Annotated in this window: 16 protein-coding genes; 8 read left to right on the plus strand and 8 right to left on the minus strand. The window is 65.0% G+C overall.

Annotated elements, in window-relative coordinates; translation table 11 throughout:
- Window positions 1-10 precede the first annotated feature (10 nt).
- The 7 genes from JAB8_RS25715 to JAB8_RS25745 all read right to left on the minus strand — a co-directional run bounded on the left by JAB8_RS25715 (window position 11) and on the right by JAB8_RS25745 (window position 5929).
- Complete coding sequence (locus tag JAB8_RS25715) at window positions 11-313, minus strand: DUF2282 domain-containing protein (RefSeq protein ID WP_070292140.1); 303 nt, start codon at window positions 311-313, stop codon at window positions 11-13.
- A gap of 233 nt (window positions 314-546) precedes the next feature.
- Window positions 547-747 (minus strand): YjfB family protein, encoded by a 201-nt coding sequence (locus JAB8_RS25720; protein WP_034781856.1) that lies wholly within the window; start codon window positions 745-747, stop codon window positions 547-549.
- A 57-nt stretch (window positions 748-804) separates the two neighbouring features.
- Window positions 805-1329 (minus strand): molybdopterin-guanine dinucleotide biosynthesis protein B, encoded by a 525-nt coding sequence (gene mobB / locus JAB8_RS25725; protein WP_070292141.1) that lies wholly within the window; start codon window positions 1327-1329, stop codon window positions 805-807.
- Window positions 1330-1423: 94 nt separating this feature from the next.
- On the minus strand, window positions 1424-2920 hold the full coding sequence (locus tag JAB8_RS25730; protein ID WP_070292142.1) for an alkaline phosphatase family protein: 1497 nt from the start codon (window positions 2918-2920) through the stop codon (window positions 1424-1426).
- 100 nt (window positions 2921-3020) lie between these two features.
- Window positions 3021-3719 carry a general secretion pathway protein GspB gene (locus JAB8_RS25735; RefSeq protein WP_070292144.1) on the minus strand — a complete coding sequence of 233 codons (699 nt, stop codon included), beginning with the start codon at window positions 3717-3719 and terminating at the stop codon, window positions 3021-3023.
- Window positions 3720-3721: 2 nt separating this feature from the next.
- Window positions 3722-5353: an ExeA family protein gene (locus JAB8_RS25740; protein ID WP_070292146.1), complete on the minus strand. Its 1632-nt coding sequence runs from the start codon at window positions 5351-5353 to the stop codon at window positions 3722-3724.
- A gap of 51 nt (window positions 5354-5404) precedes the next feature.
- Entirely contained in the window at window positions 5405-5929 is a 525-nt protein-coding gene (locus JAB8_RS25745) for a hypothetical protein (RefSeq protein WP_070292148.1), read from the minus strand.
- Window positions 5930-6346: 417 nt separating this feature from the next.
- Between JAB8_RS25745 and JAB8_RS25750 the strand changes: the two genes are divergently transcribed.
- Window positions 6347-6625 carry a hypothetical protein gene (locus JAB8_RS25750; RefSeq protein ID WP_139143189.1) on the plus strand — a complete coding sequence of 93 codons (279 nt, stop codon included), beginning with the start codon at window positions 6347-6349 and terminating at the stop codon, window positions 6623-6625.
- Between the two features lie 51 nt (window positions 6626-6676).
- Here the strand turns inward: JAB8_RS25750 and JAB8_RS25755 are convergent, their stop codons facing one another.
- Window positions 6677-6964, minus strand: coding sequence for a hypothetical protein (locus JAB8_RS25755; RefSeq protein WP_034759823.1), 288 nt, complete (start codon window positions 6962-6964; stop codon window positions 6677-6679).
- Window positions 6965-7312: 348 nt separating this feature from the next.
- Between JAB8_RS25755 and JAB8_RS25760 the strand changes: the two genes are divergently transcribed.
- From JAB8_RS25760 to JAB8_RS25790, 7 genes are all read left to right on the plus strand, one after another.
- On the plus strand, window positions 7313-8185 hold the full coding sequence (locus JAB8_RS25760; protein WP_070292152.1) for a BadF/BadG/BcrA/BcrD ATPase family protein: 873 nt from the start codon (window positions 7313-7315) through the stop codon (window positions 8183-8185).
- 2 nt (window positions 8186-8187) lie between these two features.
- Window positions 8188-8922 (plus strand): GntR family transcriptional regulator, encoded by a 735-nt coding sequence (locus tag JAB8_RS25765; RefSeq protein ID WP_070221876.1) that lies wholly within the window; start codon window positions 8188-8190, stop codon window positions 8920-8922.
- Window positions 8919-10031: an N-acetylglucosamine-6-phosphate deacetylase gene (nagA, locus tag JAB8_RS25770; protein ID WP_070221836.1), complete on the plus strand. Its 1113-nt coding sequence runs from the start codon at window positions 8919-8921 to the stop codon at window positions 10029-10031. The genes JAB8_RS25765 and nagA overlap by 4 nt, the downstream gene beginning before the upstream one ends.
- The gene (locus JAB8_RS25775) at window positions 10021-11034 is read left to right on the plus strand and encodes an SIS domain-containing protein (RefSeq protein ID WP_070221837.1); all 1014 of its coding nucleotides are present in this window, start codon (window positions 10021-10023) and stop codon (window positions 11032-11034) included. The genes nagA and JAB8_RS25775 overlap by 11 nt, the downstream gene beginning before the upstream one ends.
- An 88-nt stretch (window positions 11035-11122) precedes the next feature.
- Complete coding sequence (locus JAB8_RS25780; protein WP_070292154.1) at window positions 11123-12379, plus strand: extracellular solute-binding protein; 1257 nt, start codon at window positions 11123-11125, stop codon at window positions 12377-12379.
- Window positions 12380-12386: 7 nt separating this feature from the next.
- Entirely contained in the window at window positions 12387-13256 is an 870-nt protein-coding gene (locus JAB8_RS25785) for a sugar ABC transporter permease (protein ID WP_070292156.1), read from the plus strand.
- Between the two features lie 13 nt (window positions 13257-13269).
- Complete coding sequence (locus JAB8_RS25790; protein WP_070292204.1) at window positions 13270-14106, plus strand: carbohydrate ABC transporter permease; 837 nt, start codon at window positions 13270-13272, stop codon at window positions 14104-14106.
- Window positions 14107-14120 lie beyond the last annotated feature (14 nt).

Here is a 14120-nt window from a genome sequence, read left to right on the forward strand (position 1 = left end):
CGGCGGACGCTTACGGCTGCGTGGCCGGCTTTGCCGTCTTGCCGGCCTTGATGGGCTTGACGGAACCGCCCGCCTGTTCGCACGTCCCCTTGGCAACATACGCCCATTCTGTGGGCAAGTTGTCCGCCTCCGCCTGGCCCGCGCAGGAATGCGCGCCGTCGGACGAAGCGCAATCGTTCTGCCCGGCCTTGGCCACGCCATAGCATTTTTCCTTGTCGCCTGGGGCGGGGCCATCGTGAGCGGCCGCATTGATGGAAGTACCGGCACAGAGGCCCGCGAGGGCGGCGGCGATGAGAGCTTGACGTTTGTTCATGGGGATTCCTCTTGCATGGGTCAAAGTAAAGTGGGCACGCCCCGGGCTGCACGATGGACAACGCGAGGTGATGGACGTCATTCTACTGAATCGGCCAGGTCATGGCGAACGGAGACGGGAGGAAGGCGAAAAGGATGGCGAAACGACAGACAAAAACGCCCACGCGCCACCGTCGATGACGGTGGTGTGGGCGTATCTATGGCGAGCGCCGGACTGGCGCCGCGGGACCGCGCTCAGGCTGTCGTGTTGATGCGGTTACCGAGATGAGCCGGCAGACTCGGCGCCGACTGTACCGGCGGCAACGCTGCCAGCAAGGCGGTGGCGGTCGAGCTTTGGATATCCTGGGCTTTTTTCAGGACAGTCAAGCCAACGGCTTGCCGCGTGCCTGTCTCCGCCATCGTGGTTGACAGTTGAGCAATGCTTCCGACGTCCATACGTTTCTCCAATGAGGTTCTACTCTTGTTAACGGATGCCGCCGGCAAACCTTTAGCTTATTTTTCCAGCCTGTGCAGCAACCAGGCCAGCACGTGCTCGCGGGCATTCAAGTCCAGCCATTGCACGCCCTCGCGCAAGTCGGCCGGCGCCGGACTGTCGGAGGCGACGGCGATCACATGCGGGTCATGCGGATACAGGGGCGCCTGCCCTACTTCCGGACGGAACACTTCCAGCTTGGGAATGGGGTCCGTCTTGAAACCCTCGACCAGGGTCAGGTCTGCCGGCCCCATGCGGGCCAATTGCTGCGCCAGGCTCGGCTCGGGAGCCCCGCGCAGCTCATGCACGATGGCAAACCGATACGGCGACGCCACCAGCACCTCCGCCGCCCCCGCCATGCGCAGGCGGGCGCTGTCCTTTTGCGGCGGTTCCAGCGCCAGGTCATGGTGGCTGTGCTTGACCAGGTTGACGCGCAAGCCGCGCGCCGCCAGTTCCTTCACCACAAATTCCAGCAGGGTCGTCTTGCCGCTGCCGGAACGGCCGATCACACCGAGTACCGGGTGTGGGGGCATCGCATCGTGCATGGTCACTCCTTGATTGAGAAGGAATGATTATACGCAGCCCCACGGGCGCGACCGCCGACGCAGACCCGGCGCATCGTCCAGCTCTTCACCCAAGTCACGCGACTCCAGGTTTTTCGCCATTCCCAGCGGCAAGAGGCGCCGGCTTGCCGCCCTGCCGACGGCGCCGGCCCGACGACTTCGGCGCTGCCGCGCCCGCCGTTTTACCCGCAGCTTTGCCCGCTGTTTTGCCCGCTGCTTTGCCATTTAGCGCATGTGCATTCCTGGCCGTGCGCGCCAATTGCCGGTGGGCGGCGATCGCGCCCGCCTCGGCATCGGACTGGAAGGGGACGGCGACAGCGGAGGCCAGCTCGCCATCAGGCTGGCAAGCGGGCGGCGGCGGGGCGAAATCCTGCGCCCGCACATCGGCTTCCCAGGCGGCGCGCTGCGCCACGACGGCGGCGGGCAAGGCGGGCGCCACGCGGCCTTGCGCCAGGGTCAGCACGGCACCCAGGCCGCTGGCGGCCGCCACGCGCGCGCCCATCTGGGGCAAGCTGCCATCGGCGGCGCGGCAAAAACGCTGCAGGATGGTTTTGATGATCGACGTGTGATCGTATACCTCGTGGCTGACGCTGCCCGGCGCGATCAGCGGCGACACCAGCAGCATGGGCACGCGTACGCCGTACTGGCGAAACGCAGGGTCGTCGTCGATGGCGGCGCCAGGCGGCACATGGTCGAAAAAGCCGCCGTGCTCGTCATAACTGAGGATCAGCAAGGTGCGCGCCCAGGCGGGGCCGCGCGACAGGGCCTGGTAGACCTGCGCCACCAGCGCCTGGCCGGCGCGGATGTCGGCCGGCGGGTGGTCGTCGTTTTCAAAGAAATGCGGATCGATCCAGCTGACCGAGGGCAAGGCGCCCGCCAGCGCATCGCCGATGAAGCCATAGCGGCGCGCGCTCGATCCGAACGGTTCGTACAGCTCGGACGAACGGTAATGGTCGTCCGTCAGCGCCAGGCTCCAGGGCTTCCAGGCGGAATAAAATTTCCAGCTGACCTGGGCGCGGTCCAGGTGGCGCACGAAGGATTTGTTCGTGTACAGGGGCACGCGCTTGCTGTCGCGGCTGCCGGCCGCCTTGCCGCTGATCGCATACAGGCGGTTGGGCCAGGTGGCGCCAGGAACGGAGCTGTAGCAGCGGTCGCAAACGCAGAACTGCTGCGCCAGAAAATCGTACATGGGCAAGTCGGCCCCATTGTAATAGCCCATTACCAGGTCGATGTCGGGGTCGCCCGGATGCGTTTGCGCATAGTCGTCGACAAAGCCGCCATTATTATTTTGCAATTGCTGCGCCACCGACGTGCCCGTATGCGACGGGTCTTGCTGCGGGCCAAAGGCCGTGCGCCGCAAATGGTGCACGGGATAGCGGACACCCGCATGCACGTTGGCATGGCTGGCCTGCAAGCCATCGATATCGGCGCGCCCGCCTTCCAGGCTCAGGTAGCCGAGCATGTGGTCAAAGGAACGGTTTTCCATCATCAGCACGACGATATGGTCGATGCGCGCCAGGTTACCCAGGCCATGCGCATCAAAAGCACCCTCACCAGCTGCGGCAGCAATCATCGGAACTCCCCGGCCGCGCACACGGTCGCAGCGACCCTGGTTCGACCAGGCCAGGCCAGTATGGTTCAGCTATGGGGCCCCGGCCTTGATGCACAACAACTCAATACGGCACGCGGTAGCGGTAGCCCTTGAAACTGAAGATGGCCGCTTTCGGCTGCAATTTTTCCAGCACCAGGCCGGGCGCCAGTTCCTCGCCTTCGTGGCGCAGGACCTTGTCAATCAGCAACAGGCGGTCCGCCGGATTCTTCGAATAGATATAGCCGCCGATGGCGACCGGGGGGATTTGCCGCTGTATCGGCTCGGGCAGGTCGCGCATGCCGGGCACGGCATCTTCGGCTGCCGGCGGGGGCACGGCCGGAGCCGGAGCCGGGACGACGGGAAGCGTCTGGCCTGGCGTTTCCTGCTTCGGTTCCGCCACAGGCCTGGCATGGTGCACGGGCGCGGCCGTGGCCGCTGGCGGCACGGGCGTGACTTGCGTGACGGGGGCCGGCGCGGATACAGGGACAGGTACAGGGACTGCCGGCGGGACGATTGCTGGCAGCGGCGCGGGCACAGCCTGGGCCAGCACGGCAGGAGCGGCCGCAGGTGCAGCCGTGCCTGCCTGCCAGGGCTGCCAGAACAGCAGGGCGGCGGCCACGGCCACCGTCACGCCGCCCAGCGCCAGCCAGACGGGCGCGCGCCGCCCAGCGCCGGACGCGGCCGCATCGTGCAGCTGCACTTGCGGTGCGTGGATCGAGGGCAACTCGCCCAGTTGGCGCTCGGCCTGCGATTTTTTCAGTGCTTCAAGTATGTAGGACATCTTTATTTCCCCGCCACCATCGCCGTCGCAGCGGGCGCCGCCACGGCAGGAGCCGCGCTGCTCAGGCGCGGCTCCGCATTGTCACCCAGCTGCATCAGGCGTATATATGTTTTCGGGCCCGCCAGGCCATCGGCCCGCAGGCTCTGGCTTTGCTGGAAAGCGCGCAGCTGGCTTTGCATCTCGGCATCGAGCGGCAGATTGGCGGCCGGCGCCGGCAAGCCCCGCTGTTGCGCCAGCCGCTGCGCCAGCCAATCCACGTCGGCGCCGCGCGCGCCCAGCGGGACTTCGTCGCGCCAGCTGCGCGGAGCGCGCCAGAAGGTCGTGAAACTGCCATCGCTGCGCTGCGCGAGCTGGGCCAGCGGCAGGCTTTGCTGTTTGCCATCAAGCATCAAGGTGGCGGTATCATCCTGCAGACGCGTCAACAACGCCAGCTGTTCCGTCCCACCCGCATCGCGCAAGGCCAGCATGGCGGGACGGTCCAGCACGCGCAGCTCGGCGATGCCGCCCCGGCTGTGCAGGCAGCGCAGGCCGGCGCGGGCGCCCGCCTGGCAGGCGTCGCCGGCCGGCAATTGCTCGCCCCACAGGCTGGCCAGGTGGCGCAGCACGGCGTTGCGGTCCGGCACGCTGGCGGTCGCGGGCGCGGGAACAGGTGCGGCAGCGGGCACCGCCGGCGCCACCGCGACGGGTGCTTTCGCCACGGCCACTGTGGCAGGCGTGCGTGGCATGAAATGCCAGGCCAGCGCGGCCGTGACCACGGCCCCGGCCAGCACGCCGCCGGCCACGTGCGGCCAGCGCAAGCCCCGTCCGGCAGCCGGCTTGCCCTCTTCCGCAAACACTTCCTCGGCGGCACGGCGCAATATCTGGCGCGTCACCTGCGGCTGGTTTTCCACGTAAGCGCCCAGCAGCGCGCGGTCGCACAGCAGGTTGATGCGGCGCGGCACCCCCTTGCTCAAGGCATGGATGGGCGCCATCAAACGGGGCGCGAACGGCGTCTGCGCAGTGCTGCCCGCCACGGCCAGGCGGTGGCGGACATAGCTGGCCGTCTCGTCCTCCGTCAGCGAACCGAGGTGATAACGGGCGATCACGCGCTGCGCCAGCTGCTCCAGCTCTGGCCGGGCCAGCATGGCGCGCAATTCCGGCTGGCCGATCAGGATGATCTGCAGCAGCTTGCGCTCGCTCGTCTCCAGATTGGTCAGCAAACGCAACTGCTCCAGCACGGCGGCGGACAGGTTTTGCGCTTCATCGATGATCAGCACATTGTTCTTGCCCTGCGCATGGCTGGCCAGCAGGTGCGCATTGATGGCGTCGACATAGCCTTTCACGCTGGCCACGCCGGGCGCCACGGCGATGCGGAATTCCTCGCAGATCGACAGCAGCAATTCCTCGACGGACAGCTTCGGATTGAAAATATACGCGAGCTGGCAGTTTTCCGGAATCTGCTCCATGAAGCAGCGGCACACGGTCGTCTTGCCGGCGCCGATTTCGCCCGTCAGCAGCACGAAGCCGCCGCCGCTGCCCACGCCATACAGCAAATGCGCCAGCGCTTCGCGGTGGCGTTCGCTCATGAACAGGTAGCGCGGATCGGGCGCGATCGAAAACGGCGATTGCTTGAGCTGGAAATAATGCGTGTACATGGAGACCCTGCGGATGAAACGATCAAAATGCGCGGCGGCAAGCCGAGACCCTCAGCGGGTGCGGGCGGGCGGCAACGGCTTGTATTTGGCGCAATAGACTTTCGCCTTGCTACGGAAGTAGACGATTTTACTGCCAGGCATTGAACCACGGACAGGAAAGGCAGAATTGTCGAGTTTATTGAAGCGCAGGCCCGAGGCGCCGCGGATGGCCGGCTCCAGCTTTTCCGGCGCCGCGTCCGCCACCACGCCCATGAAGACGAGGGGACTGGTGTCGTCGCTGACGATCACGTCGGTAATCGGCGCGCCCCACAAGGTGGCGTCCGTGCGGAACCAGTAGGCGCCCCCTTCATGCTTGTAGGCGGGGCCGAAGGCCGTCAGCAAATACGCATAAAAAGCTTTGTTGTCGATCTGGTCGATGCACAGCACGGCATTGCCCACCACCTGCCCGAACGTGGACGGCGCCGGCTTTTGCTGCGCCAGCACGCCGGACACGGGCAGGCCAACGGCCAGCAGGGCGAACGCCGCCAGCAGGGCCGGCGCACGCCACGGGCGCGTCAATGAACGGCGCACGCGCATGATCAGCGCTTGCGCTCTTCTTTCTTGACCTTCTTGGCTTCCTTCTTTTCCTTCATGGTCTTGGCCGGTTCTTTCTTGGCTTCTTTCTTGCTGTCCTGTGCCTTGCTCATCATCTACTCCATGCCTGGGCGGAAATGCCTGGGCCATTATGACACTCCCCCATGAAAATGCCACGTCATTTCCCCTATGCAATAGACAGACCGCACCCGGCAAGCACAGGCAGCGCATGCACTTATTTGCAAAAAGACGTTTGCATTTTTGTTTTATTATGTTTTAATACACGAAATTTATAAATAGATATCATTCCGGTGCACTATAAGCAACGCCGGAAAGCATACAAACTGGGGACAGGACATGGGCCGGCATACGGCGGGACCATGTGTAATCGATTGACAGCCCTCGGCGGAAATAAAGAATATGATGAGAACAATGATCTTGCTGGGCGCGGCCCTGTCGCTCTGGACCGCTGGAAGCACGCATGCGGCGGGCACGGCGCCGGTTCAGAAGGCCAGCTACCAGGTGGCACCCGCCACCCTGGCCACGCGCCTGGCCAGTTTCCAGTCGCAAGACGCCAGCCTGCACGCCCCCGCTTCGCATGAACCGGGCACACATTCGCTGCTGCTGGTCACCATCGTGCTGCTGAGCCTGCGCATGCGCGCCAGAGCCACCACCAGCAGCGAAAAATTCAGTAACTGACGTGAAAACGGCCGCGCAAGGCGGCCGTTCCACTCACACGTCAGCGTACGATCAGTGCAGGCACAGACGGCGGCGCGTCTTTTCGATCAGCGCCGCATCGTAGGGATACAGGTTCTCGATAAAGAACAATTCCGTTTCCGCCTCATCTTCCAGGCACATTTCGATCATGACCGGGCCATCGCTTTCGCGGCCCAGGAAATCCTTCGGCCAGCGGTTCTTGCGGTGCGTGCGCATCATTTCCATGCCCAGCGCGGCCAGCGGCGCCGACACACCGGCGGCCAGCGCCTCTTGCTGCCAGTCGTCCCAGTACTCGCTCTTTGCTGCCTTGTCGTTCATCATGCTCTTCCAACTCAGGTGTAAAAGCCGGACTTTACTCTTCATGGCGCCCCTTGCCAAGCATGCATGCAAGCAATACCGCATCGCCAACAACAGACCAGTTGGAAAAAATTGGCATTAAACAAGGCCAATTTCAATACCATTCACGAAACACAAAAACTCCTTTATTAACAATCGCTTGCAATCACACCCTCGGGCATGGCGCGTCATCGCGCAACGCATTTGTTAATACCACTTAAATACCTGTTGACAAGCCATCGGGGCGACAATATAGTGCCTTCAGCTTTTTCGCCGCCCGACAAATAAAAGAACCGAGACAGGCGCACTCAACCAAATGCGGGACTGCACAACATGATCGAATACATAATCGGCGTCGACGGCGGGGGAAGCGGTACCCGCGTACGCCTGGCGCGCCTCGACGGCCAGGAACTGGCACAGGGTCAAAGCGGCCCATCCGGCCTGGGACTGGGCATCGAACGGGCGTGGACCTCCGTGGCGCATGCCGTCACCCTGGCCTTCCGCACGGCCGGCCTGGAACAACCCTCCTTGCAGCGCATGGCCATCGGCCTGGGCCTGGCCGGCGTGCACAACAAGCAGTGGGCCGCCAGCTTCGTCGAACACAATCCCGGCTATGCCGCAGTCGCACTCGAATCGGATGCCCTGACCACACTGCTGGGCGCGCATGCGGGCCAGCCGGGCGCCATCGTTGCCATCGGCACAGGCAGCGTGGGCGAAGTGCTGCACGCGGACGGCAGCCGCCATGAAGTGGGCGGCTGGGGATTCCCTTCCGGCGACGAAGCGGGCGGCGCCTGGATCGGCATGCGCGCCATCAACCATGCGCAGCAAGTGGTCGACGGCCGCGTGCCCGGTAGCGCCTTCGCCACGGCCGTCATCGACGCCTGCGGCGGCCAGCGCGACGCCATGCAAGTGTGGCTGGCCGCCGCCAGCCAGACCAATTTCGCGCAACTGGCGCGGCTGGTGCTCGAACACGCGGCCAGCAATGCCGTGGCGCGCAGCATCCTGACCGACGCGGGCCAGCAGATCGCCCTCATCGCCAGGGCGCTCGATCCGGCCGGCGCCTTGCCCGTGGCACTGTGCGGCGGCCTGGCGGCGCCCTTGTCGAGCTACCTGCCGGCGGAACTGTTGCAACTGGTCGTGCCGGCACAGGGCGACTCGGCCGCGGGCGGTCTGCGCCTGATACGCAAGCACTTGCAGGAGCAATGACCATGCTGGCCAAACTGTCCGCCTTCAAACCGAATCCCGCCAGCGACACGCCGCTCTATATGCAGCTGGCGAACATGCTGTCGGACGGCATCGCCAGCGGCGACTGGCGCGCCAACCAGGCCTTGCCTTCCGAGCGCGTGCTGTCGGAGCTCCTCGAAATTTCGCGCGTGACGGCGCGCAAGGCCATCGACATGCTGTGCGACCGGGGCATGCTGACGCGCAAGCGCGGCTCGGGCACCTACATCACGCCCAAGCTGGAACAGCCGCTGTCGCGCCTGACGAGCTTTTCGGAAGAATTGCGCCAGCGGGGCTTCACGGCCGGCTCGCGCTGGCTGCAGCGCGACATCGGCTCGGCCGCGCCGCTGGAACTGCTGTCGCTGGGACTGTCGCCGCACATGCCGGTGGCGCGCCTGCGCCGCCTGCGCACGGCCGACGAAGTGGTGATGGCGATCGAGACGACCACCATCCCCGCGCTGTACATGCCGGACCCGCAGCAGGTGACCGATTCGCTGTACGGCTACCTGGAGTCGCGCGGCACCATCCCGATGCGCGCGCTGCAGCATATCCGCGCCGTCAACGCCACGGCGGAACAGGCCAAGCTGGCCAATATCAAGACGGGTGAAGCCATGCTGCACATCACCCGTGTCAGTTATCTCGACAACGGCGCAGCGGTGGAACTGACCCACTCGTATTGCCGCAGTGATTATTATGAATTCGTAGCGGAGTCGCGCAGATGAGCAGCACTATCAAAGGCAATATCCTTACCCCCGGCGGCTGGATCCACGGCGCCATCGCCTTCGGCGAAAAAGTCGACAGCATCACCGGCGATTCCGTCCACCCGTCGGGCAACAGCGACGACTATATTCTGCCCGGCTTCATCGACCTGCACGTGCACGGCGGCGCCGGCAAGGACATCATGGAAGGCGGCGAAGCCGTCTACACCATCGCGGCCATCCATGCGCGCCACGGCACCACCAGCCTGCTGGCGACCACCATGACGGCGCCGCCGGAAGACATCGACATGGCCTTGACGGCCATCGGCATCGCCGCCAGGCACCGCCGCCCGAACACGGCGCGCGTGCTGGGCGCCCACCTGGAAGGCCCGTACATCAATTCCGGCAAGCTCGGGGCGCAGCCGAACTACGCGCGCGCCGCCACGCTGGCGGAAATCGAGCGCCTGCAAACCCTGGCCAAGCTGCGCGTCATCACCGTGGCGCCGGAAATCGCCGGCCACCTGGAGCTGGTGCGCGCCCTGGCCGACGCCGGCGTGCGCGTGCAGATCGGCCACACGCTGGGTTCCTATGAAGACGGCGTGGCCGCGCTGGAACACGGCGCCATGGGTTTTACGCACCTGTTCAACGCCATGAGCGGCTTGCATCACCGCGAGCCGGGCATGGTCGGCGCCGCCCTGGCGCACGCCGAATACGCGGAACTGATCCCCGACCTGCTGCACGTGCATCCGGGCGCCATCAAGGTGGCCCTGCGCGCCATCCCGCGCCTGTACTGCGTCACCGATTCGACCGCCGCCACCGGCATGCCGGACGGCGAATACATGCTGGGCCGCCACGCCGTGCAGAAATGCATGGGCGGCGTGCGCCTGCCCGACGGCACGCTGGCGGGCAGCACCCTGACCCTGGACCAGGCGCTGCGCAACCTGGTGGGACTGGGACTGGACCTGGCCGACGCGTCCAAGCGCGTGTCGACCAACGCCGCCGATTACCTGGGCCTGGAAGAACGCGGCCGGCTGGCCCCCGGCACTTACGCCGATCTGGTGGTACTCGATCGCGATCTCAAACTCAAAGCTGTGTATATAGAAGGAGAAATCTGTGACCTCAATGATGCTTAAAGAAGCCGTTTCCGCCGCCGAATGCGTCGCCCTGCAACTGGCCAGCGACACGGAACGCTACGCGGAACTGGGCCGCAAATTGAGGAGCACCTCGTTCTCGACCGCGCTGACCATCGCGCGCGGCAGCTCCGACCACGCCTGCAACTACGTCGCCTACCTGATCATGGCGCGCCTGGGCCGCGTCGTGGCATCCCTGCCGATGTCGCTGGTCACGCTGAACAAATCGCCGCTGGTGACGCGCGATACACTGGCCATCTCGATCTCGCAATCGGGCCAGAGCCCGGACGTGGTCGAACCGATCCGCTACTTCCGCGATGGCGGCGCCACCACCGTGGCCCTCGTCAACGACATCGATTCGCCGCTGGCGCACGCCGCCGAATGGGCCATGCCCCTGCGCGCCGGCAAGGAACAGAGCGTCGCCGCCACCAAGAGCTTCATCACCAGCCTGGTCGCCGGTGCGCGCATGGTGGCCCAGTGGCAGAACGACCCTGAGCTGCTGGGAGGGCTGGAAGCGCTGCCCGAAGCGCTGCTCGAAGCGACCCGCGTCGACTGGTCGCCCGCCATCGACGTGCTGGCGCCGGCCCGCAACATCATGGTCGTCGGACGCGGCATCAGCTTCCCCGTGGCGCTGGAGTCGGCCCTGAAATTCAAGGAAACCTCGGCCCTGCAGGCCGAAGCCTTCAGCGGCGCCGAAATCAAGCACGGCCCGATGGCCCTGATCGAAGACGGCTACCCGCTGCTGATTTTCGCCACGCGCGGCCCGACCCAGGCCGGCCTGCTGCAGCTGGCCACTGAAATGCGCGGCCGCGGCGCCAAGGTCCTGCTGGCGGCACCCGCCGACGTGGCCGAACGCGACCTGACCCTGCCCGTGGCGGCCACGCCCGATCTCGACCCGATCGTCGCCATCCAGTCCTTCTATGTGATGGCGGCAAAACTGTCGGCCGCGCGCGGCATGGACCCGGATGCGCCGCGCCACTTGAGCAAAGTAACAAAAACAAACTAAGCAATACCCAACCCGAAAGCGAAGACTGGGGTCGGACCCTGAGGGTCCGACCCCGGCACTTGCGGGGCCACTGGCAGGGATAATAATAATGATCAAGAGACTGTTGGCAGTGTTTGCCTGCGCGGGCCTGCTCGCGCCGCAGGCATGGGCTGCCGAGAAAATCGAATTCTGGACCTTCAGCATGAAGCCCAAGTTCACGCCGTATTTCAATGCGGTGGTGGCGCGCTATGAGGCGCAGAATCCCGGTGTCAAAATCGAATGGATCGACTTCCCGTGGGACGTCATCCAGACCAAGCTGGTCACGCGCATCGTGGCCGGCACGCCGCCCGCCCTGGTCAGCCTGAACGTGCCCTGGGCCGACGAATTTGCGCGCGACGGCTTGCTCACACAAGTCGATGGCCTGATCGCGCCTGCGCGCGCCAGCTACATTCCCAGCGCCCTGGACGACTTGCGCTTCAAGGGCCGCACCTACGGTTTTCCCATGTACAGCAATGTCGCGGTGATCGCCTTCAATACCGCCATTTTCAAGCAGGCCGGGCTCACGCGCGGCCCCGCCAGCCTCGATGAACAACTGGCGTTCGCGCGCCAGATCGCGCAACGCACGGGCAAGGCCGGCATCGCCCCCGCCCTCTCGAAGATCGACGGCCTGTTCATGCAGCAGGGCCTGGCCGTCATCACCGACAACCGCGCCGTCTTCAATTCGCCGCAGCATGTGACGCTGGTGCAGAAACTGGCCGACACCTACAAGGTCGGCGGCCTGCTGAAGGAAAGCCTGTTCGCCGAAGACAATTTCCCCGCCGTGATCGACGCCTACAAGGGCGGCCGCCTGGGCATGCTGCTGGCGCCGCCCACGGCCATGCAGCGCATCCGCGGCGACGCGAAAGACATCTACGCCATCACCGACGTGGCGCCTGCGCCGCTGGGCCCCACCGGCATCGCCGATGGCGGCTGGCTCGTGCACTTCGCCATCCCGAAAGGCGTGCCGGCGCGCCAGCTGCCCTCGGTGGGCAAGTTCGCGCGCTTCCTGACGAACGACGAAAACCAGCTGGCCTTCGCGCGCCAGGCCAGCGTCTTCCCCACCACCGTCAAGGCGGCGGCCGACCCGTTTTTTCTGTCCACGCCGAAAAATGCGGGCGCGGCCGAAAAGGCCGTGGCCGCCGGCGCCCTGTCGATGGGCCACTCGCGCACGCTGTACGTGGCCGGCATCGACGACTACGACGAACTGCGCCGCTCGCTGGTGAAGGCCGTCGAGGCGGGCGTGACGGGCAAGCAGGACGTGAAGCAGGCGCTGGACCAGGCCGTCGCCATCTGGAACCGCAAGCTGGCCACCCTGCCGCGCCACTGAGGACACCATGAAACTCGCCCACCGCCATACCGTGCAAGCCTGGCTGTTCCTCGCCCCGGCCCTGCTGCTGCTGGCCGCCTTTTCCTTCTGGCCCGTCGGCTACGGCTCCGTGCTGGCCTTCACCGACTACAGCCTGATACGCGAGACGCGCTTCGTCGGCCTCGACAACTTCCGCTACATCTTCAACAACGAGATGTTCGTCTCGGGCCTGAAGAATTCGCTGATGTTTTTGCTGATGGTGCCCTTCGTGCAGGTGGGCGCCATCACGCTGGCCGTGCTGGTGAACAACCGCCTGCCCGGCATCCGTTTATTCCGCGCCGCCTTCTACGTGCCCGTGGTGACGACCGTGTCCGTGGTCGGCATCATGTGGGGCTTCATGTTCCACGAACAGGGCGCGCTCAATTACGTGATGATGACGTTGAAACTGGTGAACGCGCCCGTGGGCTGGCTGTCGAACGACAGTCTGGCCCTGTTTGCCGTGATGTTCGTCACCCTGTGGCGGGGCCTGGGCTGGTACATGGTGATGTACCTCGCGGCCCTGCAATCGATTCCGTCGGACATGCAGGAAGCGGCCATGCTCGACGGCGCCAACCGCTGGCAGCGCTTCTGGAAGATCACGGTGCCGATGCTGCGCCCGACCATCATGCTGTGCTCCATCCTGTCCGTGCTGGCGGCCTTGAAGGCGTACCAGGAAGTCGACGTGCTGACCCAGGGCGGCCCGATGAATTCCACCTTCACGGCGCTGTATTACGCGTATGACCAGGGCCTCAAGCACTTGAAGCTGCCGCGCGCGCTGGCGGCCAGCTTCGTCGTCTCGCTGTTTTGCATCGCCATCGCCCTGCTGTGCCTGCGCTATCTGAAACCGAAGCACCGCTGACAGGGCAATGACCATGACAACCCGTTCCCGCCACCTGAAAAAGCGCCTGCACATACTGGGCCACTATGCCGTGCTGTGCGCGATCGCCATCGTCTGCGTCTTCCCGTTCTGGTGGACCCTCGTGACGGCCATTTCCACGCAAGGCAATATCTTCGCCTTCCCGCCCACCTTCTGGCCGCAGGCGCCGTCGTTCGAGAACTTCATCGAAGTGTTCAACGCGATTCCCATCTGGTCGTTCTTCAAGAACTCCGTGCTGATCGCCGTGTTTACCGTGTTCTGGAAACTGCTGCTGTGTTCCCTGGCCGCGTATCCGCTGGCGCGCCTGAAATTCCGTGGCCGCAAACTCGTGTTCGGCCTGATCCTGGCCACCCTGGTGCTGCCGTCCGAGGTGAACTTCCTCGTCAACTTCATCACCATCACGCAAATGAGCCTGGTCGACACCTACACGGGCGTGATCCTGCCCAACGTGGTGACGGCCGTGGCCATCTTGCTGCTCAAGCAGGCGTTCGAGGAAGTGCCGCAAGACCTGATCGACGCGGCGAGGGTCGATGGCGCGTCCGAGTGGGTCATCTTCAGCCGCATCATGCTGCCCCTGATTACGCCATGGCTGGCCACCGTCGGCATCCTGACGGCCGTCGAATCGTGGAACGAGTACATCTGGCCTTCCATCGTCATGAGCAAGCCCGATGAATTCCCCCTGTCGGTGGGCGTGCTGTATTTGCGCGGCACCTTCGGCAGCAGCACGCGCGTGATCGCGGCCGGCACATTGATCACCATCGTGCCGACCCTGCTCGCCTTCCTGTTTACCCAACGCTTCTTCATGCGCGGCATGGACGGCGCAGTCAAATGAAAACGTCTCTCGAT

The organism is Janthinobacterium sp. HH106 (genome assembly GCF_001758725.1).
Taxonomy (GTDB): Bacteria; Pseudomonadota; Gammaproteobacteria; order Burkholderiales; family Burkholderiaceae_D; genus Janthinobacterium.